The organism is Thermogemmatispora onikobensis, from assembly GCF_001748285.1.
Lineage (GTDB): Bacteria > Chloroflexota > Ktedonobacteria > Ktedonobacterales > Ktedonobacteraceae > Thermogemmatispora > Thermogemmatispora onikobensis.
Window position 1 is genome coordinate 1 of sequence record NZ_BDGT01000017.1, and the last position, 23817, is coordinate 23817.

Here is a 23817-nt window from a genome sequence, read left to right on the forward strand (position 1 = left end):
CACTTTGTGGCGCAGCTCTTCCTCTTCCTGGACCAGCGCTTGAAATGCTGCGTCTTGAGGACCGATCTCCACCCAGGGCAGCCGCAGACCGCGTCTCTCATCGAGGTGGCCCCCGCAGGACATGACGGTTGGGAGCCCTGCGGCGTTGAGCGTCACAACCGTCTCGAAGATCTCCTCGTCAATGGGTTTCCCCAGACGATCGGTGACTGCTGAAAAATATGTCTCCAATGCTTCCCATTGTTCTAACATCGCCTGTCTCCTTGAAAAAGAATATAACAACATTGATTCAATTATATTCCGTTATAAAATAGTCAATTATTATAATATTCATCGTGATGTCATGTGCCATAAATTCCCAAAAAAATAGGAAAAAAGTAACTTGTCTGCTTAAGAGAGCATGGGTACACTCTCTACTAGAAATAGCGCCGGGTATGGCCCGACAGAGAAATGAAAAGGCTAACCCGGCGGGGGTAAAAGTATCAATGCGCGTGGAGTCTTAGCCAGACAGGAGGAAGTATGTACAACCAGGATGACCATCTTCATCGCATGCGCAACGGCGAAGAAGACGAATGCAACATGTGTGGCGGCTCCGGCTACCTGGACCTTCTCAGGAAGCAGGTTTGTCCTAATTGTCAGGGAACGGGTCGTGTCTCTATCTATCTTCCCGATTAGCGCGTGATCCTCTCATCCGTCGGTCTCTCCAGGGGCGGGTAGGTGAGTGCGCTGGCCTTATCTGCCCGCCTAAAGCGGCCCGGTCCAGACTTGCTCTGGCTGGGCTATGCGGGCTAGAATAGACACAGGTGCTGCGCTGCGCTGCTGCGCTGCGCCTCCTGCATGCAAGCTCGTGTGCAAGGAGAGACAATGGCGAGAGAACGTACGCTGCAGTTCCCCGAGGGCTTCCTCTGGGGTACAGCCTCATCGGCTCATCAGTGCGAGGGTGGCAACCTCAACAACCAGTGGTATCGCTGGGAGCAGCAGGGCCGTACCCTGACGGGCGAGCGCAGTGGGGTGGCCGCCAACTGGTGGCAGCAAGCAGAGCGCGATTTCGAGTTGGCCGAGCAGATGGAGAACAACGCTCTGCGTCTGAGCCTGGAGTGGAGCCGCATCGAGCCAGAAGAAGGGCGCTGGGACGAGAGCGCTCTGGAGCGCTACCGCTCCCTCCTGGCTGACCTGCGCCGGCGCCATATGACGCCCCTGGTAACACTCCATCACTTTACCGACCCGCTCTGGTTCGCCGACCGCGGAGGTTTTGAGCTTGAGGAGAATATCAGGTATTTCGTGCGCTTTGTCCGCTTCGTGGTTGGGCAACTGCGTGACCTTTGCTCATTCTGGCTGACTATTAATGAGCCGAATGTCTATGCTTTCCTGGGCTATCTCACCGGCGAGTTCCCGCCCGGCGAGCGGAGTGCGCTTCGCGCTTTGCGCGTCTTGCGTAATCTGATGGCGGCCCATGTCCAGGCTTTCTATGCCATTCGCGAATGGCAGCCCGAAGGGCAGATCGGCTATTGCCTTAATTATCGCCTCTTAGATCCTTTTTTAACCTATTCTCCTCTTGATCGGGTAGTGGCTAACCTGCAGGATACCTTCTTCAACTGGCTGGCGCTCAAGCTGGCTGAGGGCAAGCCTGTGGTGTTCCCGTTGCAGGTAGCCCTACCGGCGCTGCCGCGGGCGGCGGGCGCGCGTGACTATCATGGCGTCAACTATTACACTCGTGACCTGGTCGCCTTTGATCCGCGGCGAGCGGGCGAGCTTTTTGGCCGTCGCTTCCCATCTCCGGGGGCGCCCATGCAGGACCCGGGGCGGGCCGGCTACTTCGGCGAGATCTATCCCGAGGGTCTCTATCGCGTGCTTCAGCTCGTGTATCGCCGCACGCGGGGCAACAAGCCACTCTATGTCACCGAGCATGGTCTCAATGATCTCGAAGATCGGCTCCGTCCGCGGGCCATTTTGGAGCATCTGGCCATGCTCCATCGTGCTATTCGTGAAGGGCTGCCGGTGCGTGGTTATTTTCACTGGACGCTGGTTGATAACTTCGAGTGGAACGAGGGCTGGGGCGCCCACTTTGGTCTGGTCGAGCTGAATCCCCAGACGCAAGAGCGGCGCCCACGTCCCAGCGCCAGCATGTTCGGGGAGATCTGCCGTGCCAACGCCATCACCGAAAGCATCGTTGAGCGCTATGCTCCCGAGGCGGCAGCCACGATCTTTGGTTCTGCCGCGGCCACGCGCCTGGGAGCGCGGGTACTGACCTGAGCTGGCTACATCTGGCCGGCCTGGGGATGGGGGCTTAGCTCTCGCCCAGCAGAGCCCGGCGCAGCAGCGGATCGGGACAGAGGTGTGGGAATCGGCGTGTGTAGCAGACCATGCAGTAGTCGCCGACCAGCTCCTCATCTTCACCTGTGCCATAGTAGGTAATGGTATGCGGCGGACAGGCGTAGTGTCCACAGGGGCGTAGCTCCGCCTGGTCACGATGCGGCAGGCTATGGGGAAACTGCTCGATATAGCACTCGTGTTCTTCGCTCATTACTCTCTTACCTCACTCGAAGGAGCTTCTTGCCCGAGAGCGCGGCTGGTAGCCGTTGGCTCTTTCATATTACCAGAAAGTCTGCCGCCGTCCAGGCGCCTTGCCTGGTTGTGTCGGCCCATGCTACACTCTCTTGTGGCGAGGGCTGGCAGCTCGCCAGTTTTCTCTCATGCTGCCAGCGTTGGGAAGGTACGCGAGGAATGCGATGATGAAAAGCGAACTTATCTCTGAACTGCTCAAATTCCGCTTCGGCAGCAAAGTCTTTTGCTCCGATGGAGAATATGGCCTGCTTGATGATGTGGTAGTTGATTCGACCCGGCGCAGCGTCACCCATGTGGGGGTCAGCCGGGGCCTTTTTGTTAAGAAGCGCTTCTATCTCGCCTTCAGTCAGGTCAGCGAGGCCTCCAGTGATGGCGTGACCCTGACCATCAGTTTGGCGGCCCTGGAGCAAGAGGCGGTCGCCTCACCGGATGGGGTACATCTCTCGGGGCGCAGCCTGGTCGAGGCTCCGGCGGTGGGTCAGCGTGGCACCTTGCTCCTGCTGGCTGTCCAGCCTGGCAGTGGGGAGATCACCTATCTGGTGGCTCACAACCTCCCCAGAGGGCAGGATACCCTCTTCCGCACGAGCACAATCGCCGAGCTGAGCGCGGAGGCCGTGCGTCTCAACATCTCTGCCGAGGCTCTCAAAGCGTTGCCGCCCTATCGACCCGATCGCGAGCTGCAGCGTGAGGTCGAGGCGGTCCTGTTTGACCTCTATCCGCTGCACATTGATCTGCGCGGGATCTCGGCGCGCGTCCTTGACGGCGTTCTCTATCTGGATGGCAACATCTCTAGTGCCCTGCGCGCCGACCTGGTCGAGCGCCAGGTGGTGGGGATACCAGGTCTACTGGAGGTCAGGAACAAATTGGTAGCCGATGATACGCTTGCCAGTGAGGTGGCGCTGGCTTTGGGACGTGACCCGCGCACCCGGGGCCTTCCCATAGGAGTCTACCCGCGGCTGGGCGTCGTGCGCCTCAGTGGGGCTGTGCGCACGGAAGAGCAGAAGCGCGTTGCGGCAGAAATCGCGCGCTCCGTGCCAGGCGTGCGGCAGGTGCTCAATGAGCTAACGGTCAATCCCACAGCTGAGCATCTGCCCGTCATGGCCTCTACTGGGGCCGAAGATGAGGATCTGGTACCGGGCGGGCGCTACGTGCGTCATACGAAGTGAGCCGTTTGCCTGCCCTGGTTGGCGCCATTCATCTCCTTGATCCTGGAGGGCCTGCTGGTTCCCTTCCTGCCTGGGCTGCCAGCGGGCCACCTCCGCCTCATTTGCTTCCCTCTGTTCGCTTTCTCTTGGACCCTCTCCCCCTGGTGTTGCCGAAAACAGACGCTTCTTCTGGAACTCTTCTATAAGGAGAAACGTATCTAAATGAGCGATGAGCCGGTATCGACGCGCTACTCTTGATAGAGCTTGAAAGGACCAGGAAGAAGAAGCAATGAATGAGCGTGAGGTATTACCTACAGCGGAGCCCTGGCCATCTTCGCTGAGTAATGGACATCTGGCCAGGACGGCCCTGAACAGGCATCTGCAGCTGCAGATGCGGGAGCTTGCTTCTCTCGGGCTAGAGGAGCTATGGCGGCAGCTGGGTCTGCCAGGCTCTCTGTTGATCGTCTCTTCGCCTCTCTCTCCTCCCTCTCTGCACCTACACTACGAACACCATCCGCTGCTGCTTGACCGCCTGGTGGCGGCTGGCCAGAGGCGCAAGCGTCCGCGCTTTGGCCAGCTCAGTGGCTGGCGTCCATTGGAGGCTCCGGCTTTCGCCTGGGGCCTCACGGCCTCTGCTGATGCCGATTACCTGCTGAAGTCCGATTTGGTACGCAGGGCCGCTCCTGGCGACCGGGGAGCGCAGCCTGCCCCTCTCTATGGCTGGAAGCTCTACCAGTTCGCCAGCGGCTGGTCGGCTCTCTCTGTCTACTATGCGCTGGAGGATGGTCGAGAGGATGTGGCCCTCGTCGCGCTACCTGTCGGTCGCCAGGATGAGTGGCTGGCCTTTCTGAGCCTCCTGGTTGAGATGCGCAACCAGTATGTCCGTCAACATGGACGTGGCAGTATCGAAATCATCGGCGGCGCGGCGAGCCGTGAGGAGCTGGTCTCTGTCATCCGACGGGCCTCGTGGCGCGATGTCATCTTGCCAGAAGAGACCCGTGCTCTGGTGGAGGCCCAGCGACGTATCTTTGATCCCTCTCTCTTGCGTCGCTATGCTGCCCTGGGTATCCCGCGCCTGCGCAAGGTGCTGCTGATCGGACCACCAGGAACAGGCAAGACCACGCTCCTCAAAGCAGAAGGGGCCTATCATGCCCGTCGTGGCGGGCGTGTGTTCTATGTCACTCCTCCATCGTTCCAGGGTCAAGGTAGCTCCTGGGCCGTGCTCTCGCAGGCTCTGCAGATGGCGGCTGACAGCCGGCTGCCGACGCTGGTGCTGGTTGAAGACTTCGAATTGTTCGTCTCACACCCTAAAGAGCAACAGCTTGTTCTCAATACGCTGGATGGTGTGGCCACGCCTGATAATCCTGCTGGTACCTTGCTGCTTGCTACGAGCAATAACCCGGAGAAGATCGATCCGCGTATTCGTGATCGCCCTGGACGCATCGACACATTGATTGAAATTGGCCTGGTGCGCGATGAGAAAGTGGCCGTGCGTTTTCTGCAGCGCTTGCTCGGTGCAAGCTACTGTGAAGAAGAGCATGCGCGCGTCGCCCCGCGGCTCCTCGGGCAGCCCGGCAGTCACTTCCGCGAGGTTTGTCTCACTGCCGCCCTTCATGCGCTAGAGCTGGGACGCAGCGAGGTTCTGGCCGATGATCTCATCTGGGCCCATGAGGTCATTTTGAACGGAAGAGCTGCCGCGGCTCAGAGCGAGCGTTTCACTCCACCGCCAGCCCAGCGACGCGGCAGCTACTTCGGCAAACCATAGCCAGAGCGGCGGGGGTCGGAAGCGCTGCTGGCGCCTCTTTCCGCCCCCGCTTCATCGCGGGTTTTTCCTTCTGTCAAGCGCTGACCTGGCGAAGAGCCTGGTCCAGATCGTGCATAATATCCTCCGCATCTTCGATCCCCACTGAAAGGCGCAGACAGCCCTCGGTGATCCCAGCCTGTTGTAATTCAGCAGGAGAGAGGTCACGATGGGAAGAGATAGGCGGATAACTCACCAGCGTGTGAACATCTCCGAGGGAGGTAGCAGGAGCACAAAGCTGCAGGCTATCCATGAAGCGAAAAGCGGCAGCGCGGGTCTGTGCTTTCAGCTCGAACGAGAGCAAACCACCGAAGCGTCCGTGAGCAAGCAAGCGTCGAGCCTGCTCGTGTTGCGGATGCTCGGGCAAGGCTGGGTAGTGGACGCGAGCCACGGCTGGATGATCGTGCAAGAAGTGAGCGATGCGCAGCGCGTTGTCGCAATGGCGCTCCATCCGCAAGGCCAGCGTTTTCAGGCCACGCAGGATCAAGTAGGATTCAAAGGGACTCAGCATCGCGCCCAGCAAGGAAGCGTGGGAGCGCAGCGACTGCAGCAGGCTCTCGCGGGCGCTCACGACCAGGCCGCCAGTGCTGTCGCCATGCCCCCCGAGGTATTTTGTCGCGCTGTGGATCACCAGATCAAAGCCGTGCTCGATCGGGCGGAGCAGGCAGGGGGTCGTGAAGGTACTATCGACCAGGGTGATCGCTCCTACTTCGCGGGCGGCGGTGCTAATGGCATCCAGATCGGTGACCTTTACCAGGGGATTAGAAATCGTCTCGACAAAGACAATATCGGGCTGTTCGGCGCGAATCCGCTCCGCGGCTGAGGCGCAACACAGATCGCAAAGCACGACCTCCACACCCTGGGGAGCAAAGACCTGGCGCAGGAGGGCGATCGTCTGGCCATAGAGGTCCTGAGCTGCCAGGATCTTGGCCCCTGGAGCCGCGCCAGCGGCCAGCAGCGCAGCATGGATGGCTGCCATACCTGAGCCGAAAGCCACAGCCCCTACACCTCCTTCGGCGCGAGCCAGCACCTTCTCCAACTGGGTCGCATTGGGATTCCCCTGGCGCGCGTAGACAAACGAGCGCTTCTCTCCCGAAGTCGGGCTACTGAACGCCTGGTCCAGACGCTCCATACTGCCGTGCAAGTAGGTCGTGCTTGCATAAATCGGCTGCACGGTTGAAACGTGGGCAGGCCCTTCACTCCAGCGCTGCCTGCCGTCCTGTACCAGATGGGTCTCCAATTTCCAGACGGCTGAAGAATGCTGATCTGTCAAGGTCATCCCCCTCTCTGGAGTAACATGAGAGCCCGTCCCAGGTCTCCCAAGGCGAGCGAGGCGGAGGCATAGAGCCAGGGGAGCCAGACGGGCACACCGAGTACATCGGCGTTTTGCGGAAAAGAGAAGATCCCTGCGTTCACCAGGATCATCTCAATCAGCGTCCCTGTAATCGCCACCACGGCGGAGAAGATCAGGTTTTGCCAGCTTCGCCCGGCTAGCAGCCAGAAATTGAGGTAGAGTAGACCCAACAGGCCGAAGCGGGCGAGAGGAGCGAGTGGTATAGCCCCCAATAGATAGGCTAGACACAGCCAGCCGAGAGCGGCGATGCTCGTTGAGAGACGGCGCGCGGTCCTCGAGTGGGCCAGAAGAGGATCTAGCAGGGGATGAGAAAGACCAATCGCAACGGCGGCGCTGCCGGCGAGCAGCGGCGCCCACCAGGGCAAGCCGAAGAGCGGGGGACCGGTGACCACAACTGTGCCGTAGCGCTTCACCCCCTGGTGGACGTAGAAGGTATCAAGCGCGCTTCCACCAGTGGCTCCCAGGAGGAAGAGCAGGACTGCAGCCCGACCCCAAGCGCTCGTACACATTGCTGGCTCACTCAACCTTCCTGGTCTACCGCTGGCTAGGGACAGCACAGGCGGTTTAGATAGCGTAAACAGGACAGCAACTCGCTGAGCGGCGGTAGCGCATGCTCATCTGCGCTGACCCACTGCTGATAGAGTTCGCCGTAACGATCCGCCAACAACAGACTGGGATTGAGCGCCCGCCGAGGCGCTTCCCATTGTGTCAGGCGAGCAATGACGTGCCCCTCGGGATCAGCGAGCAACGGGAAAGGGAGCCGCAGGCTGGCCTGCACCTCCGCATTTCGCGCTCGGTGATCCGGGCTAATGGCCAGCAGACTGCACTGCTCCTCACGCAGCGCTGGCTCTGCCTCCGTGAACTGCTTCAAGAAGGCCCGGGTGCCCGGCAGCTCGACGCTGCGTACAATGAGCAGCAAAAGGTGGTCTCGCTGCTTGTAGTCATGGGGCCCCCGCAAAACTCCTGCAGGGTCGGGGAGGGCGAAGCTCGGAAGCATCTCACGCGCTCCCAGCTTCACCTTGGCGGCCAGCGCTGGCTGCACGCATGCGGCGGAAGAGGGCAATGACTCGTCCATAAGACTCACCGCTTTCTCTATGCTCTCTCCTGTTTTTGAGGAGGGCCTGCCAGCATCCTTCCTCGGCAACCCGGCATCCGGTTCTCCCACGGTGGCCCGGACGAGGCGCGGTTGCTGGGTGGGCTTGAGCCTTACGGCTCCTGTAAGGCGCTGGCAGCTGGCTGCCCCCTACTCCTTCCTGGTTCTCGGCCTCTGTCCGCAGCAACCTTTCCTCGAACAATGGAAGGCCAATGTGGCGGACGACAACCTCCTCTCAAGAGATTATCGCACAGGCGCAGCCTTCTGGCTAGAAAACAATCGTGCGATTCTTATACACGAGCACACGATCCTCGCTGTGCAAGCGCACTGCCTCTGCCAGTACTCGCCGCTCTACATCACGCCCCTTGCGGATCAGGTCCTCGACGCTATCACGATGGTTGCAGTGAATCACATCCTGAGCGATAATCGGCCCCTCATCCAGCTCCTCCGTCACATAGTGAGCGGTGGCCCCGATGATCTTCACCCCTCGCTCGAAAGCCCGTTCGTAGGGACGGGCCCCGGTGAATGCCGGCAGGAAGCTGTGATGGATATTGATAATGCGCTGAGGGTAGGCCTGCACAAAAAACGGCTCCAGAATCTGCATGTAGCGCGCCAGAATCAGAAAATCAACCTTGCCTTCCAGAAACTCGAGCATGCGCTGCTGATCAGCAGCACGGCTCTCGCGACGAACCGGAAAATGATAGTAGGGGAGCTGGTACATGCGTGCCAGAGGCTCTAGATCGGGGTGATTGCTCATGATACAGGGAATGTCGATCACCAGCTCTCCATTGTGCCACCGCCAGAGCAGGTCGACCAGGCAATGGTCCAGACGCGAAACCAGGATGGCCGCCCGTTTGCGGTTGCGCGAATAATGGACGCTCCACTGCATGCCGAAGCGCGCAGCAATCGGCTGGAAAGCTGCAACCAGCTCGCGCTCGCTCAGCTGGAACCCCTCTTCTGAGAAGCTGATGCGCATAAAGAAGGTGCCATTTTGACGAGCCGTTGCGTATTGATCTGATTCGACGATGTTACCATTGTGCTCAAAGATAAACTGCGAGATAGCCGCCACAATGCCTGGCCGATCAAGACAAGAGATCAGAAGCGTAATAACATGATCCTGTTGCATAGACCCCTCTTCCCAAAGAAAGCATCAGCAGTCAGATGTCTGGTAGTTGGCCAACGAGACAGGGGGCACAGCAGCCCGAGGCGGCTCTGGCGTCGGTGGCCGCCTCCTCCTCGCGGGCCATCTCTGCCGTAGTATAGCAGCAATGAGGCCAGAGCAAAATGCCCACGGGAAAGAAGCCTCCCTTGACAGCTCTGGCTTACCGATGCTATGATACTTACATAAGTAAAGCACCATACTTTATATTAGCAAAGAGATTACGGAAGCACTGAAGGAGGAAAGCGAGAAGTGACCTGGCAGATTGATCCTGTCCATTCGCGTGTTGCCTTTGCTGTAAGGCACATGATGGTCAGCACAGCACGTGGGTCATTCAAAGTCTTTAGTGGGGAAATCGAATACGACGAGCAAAACCCTGAGAACTCGAAGATTACAGCTCAGGCAGAGGCTGCCAGTATTGACACTGGTCAGGCTGATCGTGACCGGCACCTGCGCAGCGCCGACTTCTTTGACGTCGAGAAATATCCCACCATTACCTTTGTCAGCACCAAAATCGAGCCGCTGGGTGGCAATCAGTACCGTGTCACGGGCGATCTGACCATGCACGGTGTGACTCGTCCCGTCACCTTCACCGGAGAATTCAACGGCCCGATCGTCGACGCCTTTGGGCTGCGTCGGGCTGGCATCCTGACCACGGCGACCATCAGCCGCAAAGACTTTGGCCTGACCTGGAACCGGGCCATTGAGAGCGGTGGAGTCATTGTCGACGATCAGGTCAAGATTGAGATCGAGCTAGAGATTACCGAGAAAGTGCCTGCTGCCTCGAATGCCTGAGTCTTCTCGATAGACCGATCCGTTCCCGAACGAAATTTGGAGCCTGCTGATAGTCCCTCTGTCGCGATCAGCAGGCTTCCTCGTTCCTGGGGTCCTCGCTTGCTGCTGCTGTCTCCTCTGCTGAGGGTGAGCTGTGCCAGCCGAGAGTTGGCAGCACGAGGCGTTCCAGAGCCTGAGCCACGCCATCGTGGGCATTATCGCTGGTCACATAGTCGGCCACGGCCTGTACTTCAGGGGGAGCATTGCCCATAGCAATGCTCAGGCCGGCGAAGCGCAGCATCTCCACATCATTATAGTGGTCGCCGATGGCCACAATCTCGGCTGGAGCCACTCCCAGCAAGCTTGCGACCTCGCGCAGCGCCTGGCCTTTACTGGCCCTGGGATGCAGCAGCTCCAGTAAATCGCGCGTCGACTGCGTCACATGCAGGACCTCGCCAAACCAGTGCTCGAGCTGCTGGCGTTTCGCTGGCAGCGTCTCTGGCAGACCCACGGCGGCGATCTTGATGCAGGGGCGTGGGTAGAGAGAGGCTACGTCATCGACCTCGATCGCCGGCGGCAATGGAGGGCGATACCAATCGCGGGCTCGCGGCGTGTGGCGATCGACATAGACCACTTCTGGCGTATGATAGGCGCGATAGAGGCCCAGTGAGCGTGCTGCTTCTAGAACGGGCAGGATGTGCTCCTTGGGCAGGAAGCGTTCGGAAAGCACCGCCCCGCTGGCGATATCGACGATCATCGCCCCATTTTCCAGAATCTGGGGACCGCTCAACGGCAGGCCAGCGCAGACCTGGCGCAACACAGCCAGCATCTGCCCTGTGGTAATGGTAATCATCAGGCCGGAGGCGTGGGCGATCTCCAAGGCTCGGCGCGCGCGAGGCGTCACCTCTTTCGCCGGAAAAGGTGTCAACAGTGTTCCATCGAGATCGATGGCCAGCAGGCGATAGCGTTGCATCTCAGTTACCAGAGCAGTTCCATCTCACGTGTAATCGGGAGGAAGCCCTCGCTGGCGTAGAGCGGGCGACCGGCGTCACTAGCGTGCAACCAGAGGCGGCGCGCGGAAGTATGCTGGCGGGCGTAGGCGATGATCTGGCGTAGAATAGCTCGTGCCAGGCCCTGCCCGCGCCAGGCTGGTAGCGTATACATGTTCAGGACATAGCCTTCCAGACCGGCCTCATTCTCGGGCGAAGGTGGACGGCTCAAGAAGACCAGACCACCAGTAGCCGCGATGGTTCCCTGCTCATCGACCTCCGCGACCCAGACCAGAAATTCCTCCTGCGGCAACGCCCGGCGCAGGTAAGAGTCTGTCAGCTCGCGGAGCAGCTGCTCTTGCTGATCATCGGTGACCCTGCCGGTCTCTCGCAGCAGGGCCAGGCGGAGCGCTGTTAAGGTGGCGATATCGTCGCTGGTGGCACGCCGTATGAGGCGCATAGGCTTCACATCACTCCTTGCCAGATTCTGCAGCAACGAGAGGCTGCCTGGCGGTAGCGGCCTCCCGCCTACAACTTAGCTTATCATCTTCACCGATGAGGTTGCAAACTATTGGTCCTCTATGTCAGACTTACAGAAGTATAGTTCCAAGAGAAAGGATAGTCGGCAAACTGCGTTTCTGGGAGGAAAGGACTATGAAGATTGGCATTGGGCTACCGGCTTCGATTCCTGGGGTTGATCCTGGCCTTGTGCTGGAGTGGGCGCGACGTGCGGAGCAGGGGCCGTTTGTCTCCCTGGGTATAATTGACCGGCTAGTCTATCCCGGTCTGGAGCCGATGATCACGCTGAGCGCTGTGGCGGCAGTCACCTCGCGTATTCGCCTGATGACGACCGTCCTCCTCGCGCCGCTGCGTAACACGGCCATCCTGGCTAAAGAAGCAGCGACCCTGGACGCCTTTTCGCGTGGTCGCCTGACGCTGGGGCTTGGAATAGGGGCCCGCGAAGACGATTTTCTCGCGGCTGGGGTATCGTTTCACCGCCGTGGCAAGATCTTCGATGAGCAGCTGGCCCTTATGAAGCGCATCTGGTCTGGCGAGCCGGTGAGCGCAGAGGTAGGTCCCATTGGCCCCAAGCCAGTACGCCCCGGCGGACCGGAGGTCTTGCTCGGCGGCTATTCGCCGGCAGCGATCCGGCGCCTGGCGCGCTGGGGCGATGGCTTTATTGCTGGCGGCAGCGCGCCCGACCAGGCCGGCCAATTCTTCCACCTGGCCTTGCAGGTCTGGCAGGAAGCCGGCAGACCCGGCAGGCCCCGTCTTGTCGGCTCGGTCTACTACGGCTTGGGTGAGCGAGCCGTTGAAAAAGCTGATGTCTATCTCAGCCATTACTATGCTTTTACCGGCCCTCGGGCTCATCAGATGGCCCAGATGATCCCCACTACGCCGGAGGCCATTCGCCGGACCGTGCAGACCTTCGCCGAGGTGGGCGCTGACGAGCTCATGCTCTGGGCTACCATTCCTGAACTGGAACAGATCGATCTGCTGGCCGAGGCGGTTGCCGACCTGCAAATCTGACCAGAGCTGCAAGTAGGGTTGCTGGCTGTATCAGCTAGCCGGCAACCCTGTTCTGTTGGCGGATCTGTCACTGGCAGATGCTCAGACCCTGACTGTGCAGGAATGCCTCCCGCTGGTGGCTGCCTCCTGAAAGTCCTGGTAGAAAGAAAAGGAGGTGTCGCCCTGCTCTCTGGTGTGGTATAGTTGTTGCAGGCGCCGTGTAGTTTGTGCAAAGGCTGAGAGCAAAGGAGGGCAGGCATGCCTATTTGCCCAATCTGCGATGATACCGGCCTGCAGAATTCAGATTCAGCCCATCCCCAGTTCTGTTACTGTTCGGCTGGTAAGCAGGCGCGCAAGGAGTGGGAGGCGGCTCAGGCAGGCCGGGGCCAGGGCCTGCAGGCCAGTCAAAAGGAGCAGGATCAGCGTCAAAAGCAACAGCAGAAGGCGAGCTTTATTGATATTGAGCGGCTTGAGGAGGTCAATGCCAGCGTTGATGCCATGCGTGCCTCCTTGATTGGGTCGCTGGCGGGTGAGGCGGGCCAGTCGCTGAAGCTGCCGGCGGTGCAGCTGCTCTATCAGGTGGCTCATCCTGGCCACGAGGTGACAGTCTATGAGGCTACCCAGCTCTACGAGCTGGCGAAGGCTCTGGAGACCTTCTTCACAGCGGTGGCTCCGATTGGGCGCAAGGCGCGCTGAGCAAAAAGCATGGCCTGATAGCACAAACGGGTAGCGGCATTGACAGCCGTAAATCCTCTTCTCTATACTCTCGACAAGTGCACCCTGCACGAATTTATTGTGGGGTCGGGTGCAAAGAAGGTTTGCTTTTTATTTCGCGAAAGATGCCCTTCCTCTGCGCGCACGCGCAGAGGAGAGTGAGTGAGGTTCCTGGCTGTAGTTGCGCGGTTGTCTGGCTTTCTAGCTCTCTCCTCCTCGAAGAGGAAGGAGTGGCAAGGGGTGCCGGGGTCGAGTACCTTATTTCTCAGCCTATCGGGTCAGTGAAGCCATTTGCTGCAGCTGGCGCTCCGTTGCGCAGACAACGTGAGAGAGAGGTCAGGTGGACAGGCCAGCTAGCAGGCTGGCGGGATGAGGTCTTCTTTGCATCTACTCACGGCAGGCGAGTGCGCTATTTGAACGAATCTCCCCATTGACGTGTGAGCCTGGTCAAAGAACCCGCCCAGGAATGAGAATCAGGGACTGGAATCAGAGATTGGAAAAAAAGAAGAGAAGAGAAGGACTAGCTCGCTGGGCGCACCTCTCAAGCCCGCTCAGGGATTAGCATCAGGGATTAGAAAAGAAATGAGGAGGAAGAGTCCATGATATGCCCTCGTTGTGGCAACGAGTGGGATGCAAGTAAAGGCCCCTGCACCCGCTGTGGCCTGGTCATTCGCCTGCCGGGCCTGTCCGGGGGAGCATCGGCGTCAGGCTGGTCGACATCTTCCCCTGCCCAACAGCAGAAGTCTTCGAGTACTGCTGATCTCCAGCAACGTTCAGGTTCGCTACCTGGTTTCCCCCCGGGTCCTGCCTCTATGCGGAGTGGGCCGCTCAACAGCCCGGGGATGGGGAGTGGAGCACGTACGGGGCTATCGACGACAGGTGCTACGGGTCCAGGTGGGCGTTCTTCGCCCTTTGGTGCGTCTGGCCCGCTCTCCGGCTCCTCTGGGGCGGGTTCGGCCAACGCTGGCTTTGGCTCGGGCCAAGGCTCGCATTCCCTCGATTCGGCGCCCCGCCGTACTGGACCTGGCCTTAGTAGCCCGCGGGTGAGCAGGCCACTCTCGCAGCCGGGCCTGGCAGGCTCCGATGCTGCGACCAACAGAAATCTGGCCTCCCCTAACCAGCCGCGCCCTCCGCTTGGGCCTTCCTCGTCCCCACGCAGGGAGGTGGCGGGCGACTCTTCTCTTCCTTCGCTTTCGCGCCCAGGTACGCCCTCGCGTGCTCAGGTTCCCACTCGTCCCAATCGCACGAGCGGTGCTCTGCCTCAAGATCTTTCGCGCTCTCAGAATCCGCTCCGCGTTAGTCGCCTGGTGACTGATCCTTTAGCGCGTGAAACACCGGTGCCCCCGACTTTCCCTTCAACGCCCACGCCGGCGGTGACGACCGCGACTCCCTTCCCTGCTTCGATGCCGCTCTCAACTGCCGGTTCCAGCAGCAGTGGCATCTTGGGAGGCGCGCTGCGGCCCTTGATGCCGGGCACGATGCTCAGAGGTGGGCGCTATCGCCTTCAGGAACTGCTGGAGCGTCAGGAGTGGCTCAATGGCGTCTTTGAGGCTACGTGGAGTGGTCAGGATGCCCAGCGAGCTGGGGCGTTGGTGACTATTTGTGAGCTGGTGGTGCCCGAAAGCTCTTCGGCTGCTGTGCAGTCCATGTTGCGGACGGCCACCATGACGCTTTCGTCCATTGGGCGCCATCCTCGAGTGCCTGCTTTATTAGATGCCTTCAGTGATCAAGGGCGTAGCTTCTTTGTCTTCGAGATGACCGAGGGCGAAAGTCTGCTGGCGCGTCTGCGCCGCAGTGGGCGGGCGTTACCGGAGCAGGAAGTGGTTGAGTGCTGCCTGCAGATGGTGGATATCCTGGAGACGATGGTTCAGCAAACGCCGCCACTGGTGCATGGCCTGATTCGCCCCGAGCATATTATTGTGGCTCGCTCCGGCTCTCAGTATCTGCTCACGAACTTTTCCATTGTGTTGGCTGGTGGCGCTACTCAGTTCATTTCCGGGCTGGATCGCTCTCGTCTCTCTCCCTATCTACCTCCTGAATTCGTGCGTGGGGCGGTAGATAGCCGCACCGATCTCTACTCCTTGTTGGCTACGGCCTATCATTTGGTGACGGGTAGTCCTCCGACAGGGATGAGCGGAAGCATTCCACCGGCTCAGCGGCTCAATCCTTTGGTCAGCTCTGAGTTTGAGGCGATTCTCTCGAAGGGCTTGCGTCCTATTGCCAGTCAGCGCTATCAGAGTCCTGCCGAACTCCGTCACGATTTGTTGGCGCTGCGCTCAGCGATCGGGGGGACTGGCTCCGTGGTCGAGCAATGGCCTGAACAATCGATTCCGCTCTCGCCGCGACCGGTCTCGACGTCCGCTTCGGCTCCTACTCAAGTGCCCTCCTCGCCATCGCCGGTGCCTGATAGTGTGGCCCAGGCCCTGCCGCTGATGCTGGGGGCGGTGCTGGAAGAAGATGAGCAGCGTCTGCTCTTGCCGCGTCCCGAAGACCTGCCTCCAATGCGCGAGAGCAACGATACACTCAATGCTGCCCTGTGGGTGGCTGGCATCCTGGTGGCGTTGATTGCCGTGGTTATCTTCGCACGCGGGCTGTTCTAAGGAGGGAGTGGCTGGCAGCTCTCTTCCCGTTTCCAGCGCCAATAGTGTGAGGAGCTGACCACCAGGCTGCTCGTTGGTTGGCCAGCAGGAGAAAGCGCAGGTTGCTCAGGGGGGAGTCTGCTCTTCTTGCTCGTTGAGAGACTGGTAGCGCGAACCAGCGCTGTCTGAGGTTGGGGTCTGCCTCTGGCGATTTCTCTTGGGTGTGCTGGCAGGGCAGGGCAGGGCAGGGCAGGCTCATCCAGCAAGCGAAGCGGACTGGCGAGTAAGGTCTGTCTGTCCTGCGGCCTGGCTGATTCCATGCCTGGAGGTGGCCAGGAGGCGCGTGATGCTGTCAATCCGTCCTGGCGCACCGCCGAGGCCGATGGGTGGTTCCAGCTCCGCCTTCACTGGAGCATGCTAGCTCCTCAAGTCCAGGTCGCTCATCAGCATGAGTGCGAAGCAACCTGACCTGTCTCTTCTTTCCTCTCTCAAGATGCGGTCAGCCTCAGCGCTTGCGCAAGACAACGAAGTCAATCAGTTCATCGAGGACATCGCGGTCCGCTGAAGGAGGAAAGTGATACAGGGCCTCGCGTGCCCGTGCCGCATAGCGATAGGCATCCTCGAACGAGCGTTCGATTCCGCTGCCACGGGCGACCCACTCAACGATTTTGCGGATCTCTTCCTCGCTGCCTCCCTCTCCCGAGAGCAGAAGCTGAACCTGTTGATGATGGCCATTGTGGGGCTGGCTCTGTAGAGCATAGATGAGCGGAAGCGTCACCAGACCCTGGCGCAGATCGTTCCCTGCGGGCTTGCCAATCGTGGTCTGATCCTCGGTGTAATCCAGCACGTCATCAATGATCTGGAAAGCGATGCCCAGATTCATGCCATACTCGTATAAATGCTGAATCTCCTCATCCGAGGCCTCGCTAAGGATGGCGCCACCTTTGCAGCAGGCCGCGATCAGGCAGGCTGTTTTATGGCTGATCTTATCGTAGTAGCCCTGGACAGTAAGATCCAGGCGGCGGGCGCTCAGCATCTCCATGATGGTGCCTTCGCAGACGGTGGCCACTGTGTCGGAGAAGAGATGATTAATCCGATTATCTTCGATATCAGCGATCAGGCCAGCAGTTTTGGCAAAATAGTAGTCACCAAGTAAGATCGCGATGTGATCGCCCCAGAGGGCGTTGACCGTTGGCTGACCACGCCGGGTGTGTGCGCCATCAACGATATCATCATGAATAAGCGTCGCCAGGTGGACCATCTCGAAGGCGACGCTTAAGGGCAGTAGCTTCTCGAAGTGGTAGACCTTCAGTTTCCCCGAGAGCAGCGTGAGGGCCGTTCTCAAGCGTTTGCCTGGCGAGGAGAGAGCGTGCATAGAAGCAGAATGCAGAATTGGGAGACCGGATCTGGCACGCTCCTGGAAGACCTTATCTACTTCGTCAAGATCAGCCTGGATACCCGCAAAAAGGCGGCTTAAGGTGGCTGTATCGTTCATATGATCTGCGGCGTGGAGGCCCCTGGCTGGCTGGCTTGAACCTGGCTGCGTTGCGCACTGCGGCACTTCGCTGCGCACTTCAGCCGGGGGAAACGCCGTCCTCCTTTCTTCCTGGTCTTGGCGAGCGACAGCAAGATAGTACCCTTCCTTCCTGCCTGTGGAAGGAGGTGCTCATCACCTTCAACGGGCGAACGGAGGCCCCGCAGGCCTCCATTGCCGCCTCTGACGAGCTAGAGCTAGCCCTTACGTTCAAGTGCGGGCCAAGCTGGCCCTGAGACAGTCAAAGTACAGAGAGTACTGCGCCGAGCGGGCCAGGATCAGGCGGTCTCTCGTCTTCCCCCGTTTCCGCCGGAGCGAGAGGCGGGTCGGACTCCTGGCTGGAGGATGCAGGGTAAGAGAGGAGAGCCTGCATGCTTGTGGTTCCTTCCTCCTGTGACGCTCCTCAGTCTCGCGAGCGACCGAGCAAGCAAGAATACGCCAAGGAACAAGTTCCTGCCAGCTTGCCTGACGTTTTCTATCACAGGGATGTGACGAGTACCCCAACATGCACACAGGGGCGGGAAGAAACCACGCCCCTGTGCGTACCTCCCTTCAGATTATAGCATGCCTTATCCATGATCCCACCCGGAGCCCCTCGTCTTTGATGGCCCTTGCTGCTGTTCCTCCCTTGGCTGTCGAACCTTTCCCGCTCGCTTAGCGTGTTTGCCGCGCTGTGATACGGGCGACGTTCCGGTGTTGGTGATGGCCTCTGTCTGGCGTGGCGGCCAGTGCTGGCTGGCGTAGGGAAGGTGCAGACCCAGCTCTGGGCCGCTTGGGCGACGAGGTAGGCGCTTGCTGGACGTCTGCCATGCAGGCCACCTGAGTGTGAGCAGCCAGCCTCTCGAGTGTGGGCGGGCGCTCCTTCTCCTGGTGAGCGGCGCAAGGCCGCTGTGCTGCAGGCTGGCGGCCCAACCTGCTGCCAGGCAGGCGAGCAGACAGGCGGAGCAAGAGGGACAAGGTAGGGCCATGAGACTGGGCAAGATGGTCTCTCCTCTGCTCACTTGTCAAAGGTCGGCACAGCGTGGGCTAGTCCTCTTGCTGTTGAGGTGCGCTGGTGTGATCTGGCGTCTCTAGCCCTGTCGGGTGATCATCGGTCTGAGGGGAGCCAGGAAGGTCGGGCACTGCTGGTTGCGACGGAGTAAGAGACCCCTCAGCCGACGACGCTGGCTGATGACCATTGAGTGGGAGGCGCCCGAGCAGGTGATCGGTTTCTTGCGAAATCTCCTCCCAGAAGGCCTTATCGCGCTTGCTATGGTTCTTCTTCTCTTTCTCAGCTTTCCCGCTCCCGCGCTCGCGAGCGGCACGGGTGTTGCCAGGTGGAGGCGAAGAACGAAAGCCATTCACGGAGGCTGGCGAATAGCGGTTTCCAGTACGCGGATAGGGGGCGTTGTATTCATAGACGCCATTGTGCTTGCCGCCACCTTTAAATGGCTCGATATCTGGTCCATAGGTCGAGCCATGCTGTCTGCGCGGGGAGGATGGTGCTCCCCGCGGGTGGGGCTGCTCCCGGTGGGGCTTTCCCGACTGCCAGCGGCCGTTACCGTTATTATGAGAAGAGAAGGGGGGTCCTCCCAGCTCTCGCTCGTGAGAGCGCGGTCCCTGCTGCGCACGAGGGCCAGGACCACCGCGTCCCGTATTCCCCGTTCCGGCCATGCGGCCCCGGGATCGTCGGTTCGGCTGGCCTTGAGGCGAGCGATTCAGCAGCGGCGGTGTCCAGGAAGCGTTGGACCGATAGGGTGGAGTGCTGGTCGACTGGAAGTAGGAAGGTCCATAAAGGTCCGCGCGCGGCTGATAATCTGGATGGTGCAGGCGAGCACCCATCTGCCAGGCCCGGTCGACAATCTCACGATTCAAACGAGGGCGCTTCGGGCGGGCAGAGCGCTCCTGATTGTATCTGCCGTTGGCTGACGATTGGTTGCGAGCGGAAAAGCGAAAAGTATCTCTTCGCCTGTTTTCGAATTCTCTGGTCATATGTCCTTTCTGCTCGTCCCATTGAGGGGTAGAGTAATCACGAGGTAGACGGTGCAGCCAGGAAAGGAGAAATCCCTACGTGCTCGTCTCTTGAGCGTGGCTTGAGCGTAGGCTGCCAGTCCTGGTGCGACCTTACATCGGCAAACGTACCTGCTTCATGGTTGGCGTGCGTTACACGCTGCGTTAGCGGTGTTGTGGAGGGACCTTACTCTCTGTGACTCAGTATACCACACTACGCCATGACCTGTCTGTCCTCCCTCGCTGCTCGACTGGTTGTGGACAACATCGATGGCCAGCGATACGTGGGCTGACTTGCCTGACCCAACCTGTGCCGTCTGGTGCCGCTTGCTTGCTACGCTGTTAACTGAGCTTAGGGGCCTGGGAAGAGGCCGTAGCTGGAAGCGGTCCCTGCTGCAGTGGCACCCCGCTGTAGGTCAGGTCCTGGCTACCGTACATGGCCAGCACCCCCTGATTCAGCTCATCCGGCAGGAGTGCGCGGAGCATTACTGTATAGTATAACCCTGTTGCTGGCTCGTAAAATTCCCCGCTCGGCTTTCCATGCAGCAGGTTGCCAATGGTGCGGCTCTGCTCGGGAGTGAGGAGCAAAGCTCGCTGTGGCGTCGTAAAGGTCAGGCAGCCTGAGTCAGCGTTTGGTCCTGTGATATCCTGGGGCACCGGGCCGCATTCGAACTGGGCGAGCTGGTGCAGCGTAAAGTCTGGGACGTTCCAGGTTGGGATCGACTGGCTCAGATCGGGGCTGAAGTCCTGGTGAACAAGCAGGGCTTTGCGCGTGGTGTTATAGGCTGCCGTTGATCCCTGGCTCACGGCTTCGTTGATCGCTGTGAGTGCCTTGCCCAGGCGCTGGTACTCGTCGAGATCCTGCTGGCTCTCCTGACGCTGTCCAAAGCTACTGTAGAGAAACTGATAGTGTTGGTTATTCACGTTGAATTGGAGCAAGACCGCATCCTGATCAGGTACCTCGTAGAACTGCTGGCGCTGAAAGTTCAGCAGCCCGTAGCTGCTCACCAGCGTATGAAGCAATTGGCTGAGCTGCTCCTGACTCAGATGTCCCTGCCGCATCTGCAGGCCGGGGCCGAGAATATAGCTACCATCGCCGTAAATGCTCAACTGCGGGCTGAGGTTAAGCGTTCCCTCGCGGCCCCCACCGCGGAAGGTCCGCAGCAAGACAGTCTCAGCACTACTATCGTAAATAATAGTGCCGTTATCAAGCTGGCGCAAGTGGGCCTGGCCTGCTACTGGCTCGCTCGTGTTGGATTCGCAGGCTGTCAGCAGGGCCAGCAGCAAGAGCAGAAGCAAGCAGACGATCTTGCCCTCCGGCCAAGGCCCTGGCAGCTTTGACCGGCTACGGTACCGCTCTGAGCGGTGTTCATCAAGGTAGTGCCTGGGTCTCTCGCTGGCCCAGATCCCTGTCTTTGCCTGTCCCCTGATTGGGAGGCCAAAGCCCTGCTCGCTGTTCTCTCCGTTCATCTCTCCTCCCGTGCTCTTAGCCTCGCTGGTTCTTGCCGGTTGTGTTGGTGGATACTATTGGGGATCTACGCTACGCGCGTAGCCGGGCCGAAAACCGGTAGCCAATCATCTTATAGATCAGGCGGGCCGCCAGAAAATCCGCGCGGATCTGGCCGGGGATGGGGCAAAGCTCAACCACATCCAGGGCTACCACGGTTGTGCGCCGGTAGATCTCACGCAACAACTCCAGCGTCTGGTACCAGCTCAATCCGCCTGGCTCTGGGGTGCCTACGGCGGGCATCTCGGCGGGATCGAGGGCATCCAAATCGAAGGTCAGATAGGTGTGCTCGCTCAGACGCTCCCAGGGAATACGCCCCTGGCCGCGGGCGAGATCGCGGGCCCAGACAATGGCTGCATCGGCCCCATTGCGTAGAAAATCCATCTCCTCTGCGCTGATGCTGCGAATACCGATTTCAAGCACGGGGATGCCCAGCTCTAGTACCCGCCTGGCGATGCAGGCGTGTGAGAGAGGGGACCCCTCGTATTCAGCGCGGAGATCGCCGTGTGCGTCAATATGAATAACTGTCAGGTCGGGAAAAAACTCGCGCGCTGCGGCAATCGGCTCAAGGGACAGCGAATGCTCGCCGCCGATCACCAGAGGAAACTGGCCTCGTGCCAGAACCTCACGTACAGCCTGGCCGGTCAGCTTCAGCGCGCTGGCATGGTCCAGTCCCTGGTAGTCCAGGGCTGGGCGGGTGTAAATGCCCACTTCTTCAAGCGGGCTGCACTCTAGCTCCTCATCGTAGAGTTCCAGCTGGCTGGAGGCATTCAGGATGGCCTGGGGGCCGTGGCGTGTCCCTGGCACATATGAGACGGTGTATTCAAGCGGCGCCGGAATGATGGTTACCCGTGCCTTGTCAGGATGGCTATACTGTGGCTCGTCCAGAAATTGCCTGATGATAGGCTCTCTCATGAGAAAGAAGCAACCTCCTCTCGCATCTACGCACCGTCTTGTACTCTATCATAACTGGTTCTTCCTGCCCAGCTCTCAGGACTCTTCTCCAGGCGTTTCGGTGGGGTGAGGTTCGCTGACTCTGCTGGCTGGCGCCCCTGGGCCTGGGTGGCGGGTGGCGGTTCCCACTGGCGGAAGGGCGCTGCTTGCTGCGCCGTGCTGCGCCGTGCTGCCCCTGCCTTGCTCCAGCTCTGGGGCGCGCTCGGGTCAGGGGAGTGTGAGGCTGAAGCGCGTGATCGAAAAGCGGGCATTGGGCCCAGTCACCAGCAGGCCGGCCCTGCCCCCGCTGTAGCCGCCGCGATCGCTCACGCTCTGGGTTGGGGCATTGAAATCCAGGGGAACCGCGTTGATGCGAGCCGTGAAGGTATCTCCGCGGGCGCTGATTTCCAGAGTGTCGGGAGCATGAGGACGGGGAGAGTAGGCCCCGCTCACCAGTACTAAGGGAGTACCGGGCTGATCCGCGTGGGCATCAAACTTCCAGAGAGCGTAGTGGCCAGCACCGTCGATGACCAGGGCATAGCAGGAAACGTAGTTCCCTTCGGGATGGAGGCGGAAAGCCAGGCCGTACCAGTTCTCTTCCCCACCTGCCAGGCGCTGTATTTGGGCCTGGAGCGTGAAGTTGGTCGGCAGGCTGCCTACGGCCTGGGGATAGGGGAAGTAGTAGGTGGCTGGTGGCGTCTGGTCGATCGTGATCAGATAGTGGCCATTGCCGATGGCGGTGCTGAATGCGGGAGCGCTGACGGTCCAGCGCTGTTGATTGTTCTGAAAAGTATCCGTAAAGGGCCGGGCCACGGCCTCGGAAGCGGGGCCTGATGTGCTCACGGACGGCAGCCAGTTGCTCAGCTGACCTTGCATGAGCGTGGCGGCGATGAGGAGGAGAAGCACCAGCCCACCGAGGGTGAAGGAAAGCCAGCGATGGTGCCAGAGGTGACCTCGCGGAGAGGCGGGCAGGGCCTGATGAGAACTGGGGGCGGGGTCCATGTGGGCCCTGGTGGGTCTGAGCACCGAAGTGAGGGCAGAGGTCGCAACGGGTGGCGTCTCTGTGTGGTTCGGGGCAGAGGTGATCTGGACCGGAGCCGCCAGCTCGCCAGCCTCGCTGGCCTGAGCTGCTGCAAGCTCAAGAGCGCTGGCTCTGTTTGACTGGCTGGGCGTTCGGCTTGCGTCCCCCTCTCGGCCTGGGAAAGCAATGGTCGTGCTCTCTCGCGACAGCAGGAGATCCAGTGTATGAGCCAGTTCTGCTGCTGACTGAAAGCGCTCATCGGGAGCTTTGGCCAGAGCGCGGGTAGTGATGTGGGCCAGGTCGTCTGAGATAGCTGGATTGAGCGTTCGGGCGTCTGGTGCTGGGCGATGAACATGTTGATAGAGCAGACCGAGGGTGCTATCGGCCTCGAAAGGAGGATGCCCTGTCACCATCTGAAAAAGAACTACTCCCAGGGCATAGATATCCGTGCGTGCGTCGACTGGGAGCCGCTTGATCTGCTCTGGAGCCATATAGGCTGCCGTGCCGATGAGCTCGCCTGCGCTGGTGAGCTGCGGGCGCTCCAGCTCCGGCTGTGTCGGCTCACCATCTTCTTCGCTCTGGCCAGACAGCGGCGACCCGTCTCTACGAGCCGCCAGGATGGCGCGTCGGTCGAGCAATTTGGCAATTCCGAAGTCGGAGAGCAAGATCTGGCGCTGCGGGCCGCTGCTCAAGAGCATGTTCTGGGGCTTCACGTCACGATGAACGATCCCGCGTTCGTGGGCCAGATGCAAAGCGCGGGCGAGGTCGCGGGCGTAGCGCATGGCCAGCATTGGGTCAAGAGGGCGACGGTCGCGCAGGAGGTCGCGCAGGGTGCCACCGCCGACGTACTGCATCACCAGGTAAGGGATCGTTCCGAGCTGGCCAAGGTCCGCTTCGCCGAAGTCGTAGACAGCTACGATGTGAGGATGCTCTAGACTCGCAATCAGTTGAGCCTCCTGCTCAAAGCGGGCGGCGAAGCCGGGGCGCGCCGCCACCTCCGGGCGAATGATCTTGATAGCCACATCGCGCCGCAGTCGTGAATGGTAAGCCTTATAGACTCGCGCCATTGCTCCTTCGCCGAGCTTATGCTCAATCAGATAGGCACCGAGCCGCTGCCCAATCAATGCGTCGCTATCCATCATGTTCTCTGCTTT

Annotated in this window: 21 protein-coding genes and 1 pseudogene; 9 read left to right on the forward strand and 13 right to left on the reverse strand. The window is 60.1% G+C overall.

Annotated features, from left to right (window positions below; all coding sequences use genetic code 11):
• A pseudogene (locus tag BGC09_RS09385) lies at positions 1–249 on the reverse strand (hypothetical protein); the annotation flags it as partial.
• Positions 250–516: 267 nt separating this feature from the next.
• On the opposite strand from BGC09_RS09385, the gene BGC09_RS22850 reads away from it, so the two are divergent.
• Entirely contained in the window at positions 517–672 is a 156-nt protein-coding gene (locus BGC09_RS22850) for a hypothetical protein (protein ID WP_176728889.1), read from the forward strand.
• 189 nt (positions 673–861) lie between these two features.
• The gene (locus BGC09_RS09390; RefSeq protein ID WP_069803632.1) at positions 862–2250 is read left to right on the forward strand and encodes a glycoside hydrolase family 1 protein; all 1389 of its coding nucleotides are present in this window, start codon (positions 862–864) and stop codon (positions 2248–2250) included.
• 34 nt (positions 2251–2284) lie between these two features.
• Here the strand turns inward: BGC09_RS09390 and BGC09_RS09395 are convergent, their stop codons facing one another.
• Complete coding sequence (locus BGC09_RS09395) at positions 2285–2521, reverse strand: hypothetical protein (protein WP_069803635.1); 237 nt, start codon at positions 2519–2521, stop codon at positions 2285–2287.
• Positions 2522–2726: 205 nt separating this feature from the next.
• Between BGC09_RS09395 and BGC09_RS09400 the strand changes: the two genes are divergently transcribed.
• Positions 2727–3728, forward strand: a complete 1002-nt coding sequence (locus BGC09_RS09400; protein WP_176728890.1) for a BON domain-containing protein — start codon at positions 2727–2729, stop codon at positions 3726–3728.
• Positions 3729–3996: 268 nt separating this feature from the next.
• Positions 3997–5472 (forward strand): ATP-binding protein, encoded by a 1476-nt coding sequence (locus BGC09_RS09410; RefSeq protein WP_069803641.1) that lies wholly within the window; start codon positions 3997–3999, stop codon positions 5470–5472.
• Positions 5473–5545: 73 nt separating this feature from the next.
• Here BGC09_RS09410 and BGC09_RS09415 read toward each other — a convergent pair whose 3' ends face one another.
• The 4 genes from BGC09_RS09415 to purU form a co-directional block, all read right to left on the reverse strand.
• Positions 5546–6787 (reverse strand): trans-sulfuration enzyme family protein, encoded by a 1242-nt coding sequence (locus tag BGC09_RS09415; RefSeq protein ID WP_069803643.1) that lies wholly within the window; start codon positions 6785–6787, stop codon positions 5546–5548.
• Positions 6784–7371 carry a hypothetical protein gene (locus BGC09_RS09420; RefSeq protein ID WP_069803645.1) on the reverse strand — a complete coding sequence of 196 codons (588 nt, stop codon included), beginning with the start codon at positions 7369–7371 and terminating at the stop codon, positions 6784–6786. Before BGC09_RS09420 ends, BGC09_RS09415 begins: the two co-directional genes overlap by 4 nt.
• 35 nt (positions 7372–7406) lie before the next feature.
• Complete coding sequence (locus BGC09_RS09425) at positions 7407–7937, reverse strand: peroxiredoxin family protein (RefSeq protein WP_069803647.1); 531 nt, start codon at positions 7935–7937, stop codon at positions 7407–7409.
• A 286-nt stretch (positions 7938–8223) separates the two neighbouring features.
• On the reverse strand, positions 8224–9081 hold the full coding sequence (gene purU, locus BGC09_RS09430) for a formyltetrahydrofolate deformylase (RefSeq protein WP_069803649.1): 858 nt from the start codon (positions 9079–9081) through the stop codon (positions 8224–8226).
• A 285-nt stretch (positions 9082–9366) separates the two neighbouring features.
• Here purU and BGC09_RS09435 point away from each other — a divergent pair, with 285 nt between their 5' ends.
• The gene (locus BGC09_RS09435; RefSeq protein ID WP_069803651.1) at positions 9367–9909 is read left to right on the forward strand and encodes a YceI family protein; all 543 of its coding nucleotides are present in this window, start codon (positions 9367–9369) and stop codon (positions 9907–9909) included.
• Between the two features lie 67 nt (positions 9910–9976).
• Here the strand turns inward: BGC09_RS09435 and BGC09_RS09440 are convergent, their stop codons facing one another.
• Together BGC09_RS09440 and BGC09_RS09445 are read right to left on the reverse strand one after the other, a co-directional pair.
• Positions 9977–10861, reverse strand: a complete 885-nt coding sequence (locus BGC09_RS09440) for a Cof-type HAD-IIB family hydrolase (RefSeq protein WP_069803653.1) — start codon at positions 10859–10861, stop codon at positions 9977–9979.
• A 5-nt stretch (positions 10862–10866) separates the two neighbouring features.
• Positions 10867–11337 carry a GNAT family N-acetyltransferase gene (locus tag BGC09_RS09445; protein ID WP_069803654.1) on the reverse strand — a complete coding sequence of 157 codons (471 nt, stop codon included), beginning with the start codon at positions 11335–11337 and terminating at the stop codon, positions 10867–10869.
• 194 nt (positions 11338–11531) lie between these two features.
• On the opposite strand from BGC09_RS09445, the gene BGC09_RS09450 reads away from it, so the two are divergent.
• The 4 genes from BGC09_RS09450 (at position 11532) to BGC09_RS09460 (ending at position 15700) form a co-directional block, all read left to right on the forward strand.
• Positions 11532–12407, forward strand: a complete 876-nt coding sequence (locus tag BGC09_RS09450) for an LLM class flavin-dependent oxidoreductase (protein ID WP_069803656.1) — start codon at positions 11532–11534, stop codon at positions 12405–12407.
• A 237-nt stretch (positions 12408–12644) separates the two neighbouring features.
• A complete protein-coding gene (locus BGC09_RS09455; RefSeq protein ID WP_069803658.1) occupies positions 12645–13082 on the forward strand; it encodes a hypothetical protein in 438 nt (145 codons plus the stop codon).
• An 867-nt stretch (positions 13083–13949) separates the two neighbouring features.
• Positions 13950–14147, forward strand: a complete 198-nt coding sequence (locus BGC09_RS22855) for a hypothetical protein (protein ID WP_176728891.1) — start codon at positions 13950–13952, stop codon at positions 14145–14147.
• Positions 14148–14263: 116 nt separating this feature from the next.
• A complete protein-coding gene (locus tag BGC09_RS09460; protein WP_069803660.1) occupies positions 14264–15700 on the forward strand; it encodes a serine/threonine protein kinase in 1437 nt (478 codons plus the stop codon).
• Positions 15701–16184: 484 nt separating this feature from the next.
• On the opposite strand, the gene BGC09_RS09465 is transcribed toward BGC09_RS09460, so the two are convergent.
• The 5 genes from BGC09_RS09465 to BGC09_RS09485 all read right to left on the reverse strand — a co-directional run bounded on the left by BGC09_RS09465 (position 16185) and on the right by BGC09_RS09485 (position 23805).
• On the reverse strand, positions 16185–17174 hold the full coding sequence (locus tag BGC09_RS09465; RefSeq protein ID WP_069803766.1) for a polyprenyl synthetase family protein: 990 nt from the start codon (positions 17172–17174) through the stop codon (positions 16185–16187).
• Positions 17175–18239: 1065 nt separating this feature from the next.
• Positions 18240–19067: a hypothetical protein gene (locus BGC09_RS09470; RefSeq protein ID WP_069803662.1), complete on the reverse strand. Its 828-nt coding sequence runs from the start codon at positions 19065–19067 to the stop codon at positions 18240–18242.
• 477 nt (positions 19068–19544) lie between these two features.
• Complete coding sequence (locus BGC09_RS09475) at positions 19545–20672, reverse strand: hypothetical protein (protein WP_069803664.1); 1128 nt, start codon at positions 20670–20672, stop codon at positions 19545–19547.
• A gap of 70 nt (positions 20673–20742) precedes the next feature.
• Positions 20743–21624, reverse strand: coding sequence for an agmatinase (gene speB / locus BGC09_RS09480; RefSeq protein WP_069803667.1), 882 nt, complete (start codon positions 21622–21624; stop codon positions 20743–20745).
• Between the two features lie 246 nt (positions 21625–21870).
• Complete coding sequence (locus BGC09_RS09485; RefSeq protein WP_069803670.1) at positions 21871–23805, reverse strand: protein kinase domain-containing protein; 1935 nt, start codon at positions 23803–23805, stop codon at positions 21871–21873.
• Between the last annotated feature and the right edge of the window lie 12 nt (positions 23806–23817).

What these genes read in the sequence shown, in the direction of transcription:
- BGC09_RS22850 (WP_176728889.1), top strand. Translation starts at nt 517, where the DNA reads ATGTACAACCAGGATGACCATCTTCATCGCATGCGCAACGGCGAAGAA.
- BGC09_RS09390 (WP_069803632.1), top strand. Translation starts at nt 862, where the DNA reads ATGGCGAGAGAACGTACGCTGCAGTTCCCCGAGGGCTTCCTCTGGGGT.
- BGC09_RS09395 (WP_069803635.1), bottom strand. Translation starts at nt 2,521, where the DNA reads ATGAGCGAAGAACACGAGTGCTATATCGAGCAGTTTCCCCATAGCCTG.
- BGC09_RS09400 (WP_176728890.1), top strand. Translation starts at nt 2,727, where the DNA reads ATGATGAAAAGCGAACTTATCTCTGAACTGCTCAAATTCCGCTTCGGC.
- BGC09_RS09410 (WP_069803641.1), top strand. Translation starts at nt 3,997, where the DNA reads ATGAATGAGCGTGAGGTATTACCTACAGCGGAGCCCTGGCCATCTTCG.
- BGC09_RS09415 (WP_069803643.1), bottom strand. Translation starts at nt 6,787, where the DNA reads ATGACCTTGACAGATCAGCATTCTTCAGCCGTCTGGAAATTGGAGACC.
- BGC09_RS09420 (WP_069803645.1), bottom strand. Translation starts at nt 7,371, where the DNA reads ATGTGTACGAGCGCTTGGGGTCGGGCTGCAGTCCTGCTCTTCCTCCTG.
- BGC09_RS09425 (WP_069803647.1), bottom strand. Translation starts at nt 7,937, where the DNA reads ATGGACGAGTCATTGCCCTCTTCCGCCGCATGCGTGCAGCCAGCGCTG.
- purU (WP_069803649.1), bottom strand. Translation starts at nt 9,081, where the DNA reads ATGCAACAGGATCATGTTATTACGCTTCTGATCTCTTGTCTTGATCGG.
- BGC09_RS09440 (WP_069803653.1), bottom strand. Translation starts at nt 10,861, where the DNA reads ATGCAACGCTATCGCCTGCTGGCCATCGATCTCGATGGAACACTGTTG.
- BGC09_RS09445 (WP_069803654.1), bottom strand. Translation starts at nt 11,337, where the DNA reads ATGCGCCTCATACGGCGTGCCACCAGCGACGATATCGCCACCTTAACA.
- BGC09_RS09450 (WP_069803656.1), top strand. Translation starts at nt 11,532, where the DNA reads ATGAAGATTGGCATTGGGCTACCGGCTTCGATTCCTGGGGTTGATCCT.
- BGC09_RS09455 (WP_069803658.1), top strand. Translation starts at nt 12,645, where the DNA reads ATGCCTATTTGCCCAATCTGCGATGATACCGGCCTGCAGAATTCAGAT.
- BGC09_RS09465 (WP_069803766.1), bottom strand. Translation starts at nt 17,174, where the DNA reads ATGAACGATACAGCCACCTTAAGCCGCCTTTTTGCGGGTATCCAGGCT.
- BGC09_RS09475 (WP_069803664.1), bottom strand. Translation starts at nt 20,672, where the DNA reads ATGAACGGAGAGAACAGCGAGCAGGGCTTTGGCCTCCCAATCAGGGGA.
- speB (WP_069803667.1), bottom strand. Translation starts at nt 21,624, where the DNA reads ATGAGAGAGCCTATCATCAGGCAATTTCTGGACGAGCCACAGTATAGC.
- BGC09_RS09485 (WP_069803670.1), bottom strand. Translation starts at nt 23,805, where the DNA reads ATGATGGATAGCGACGCATTGATTGGGCAGCGGCTCGGTGCCTATCTG.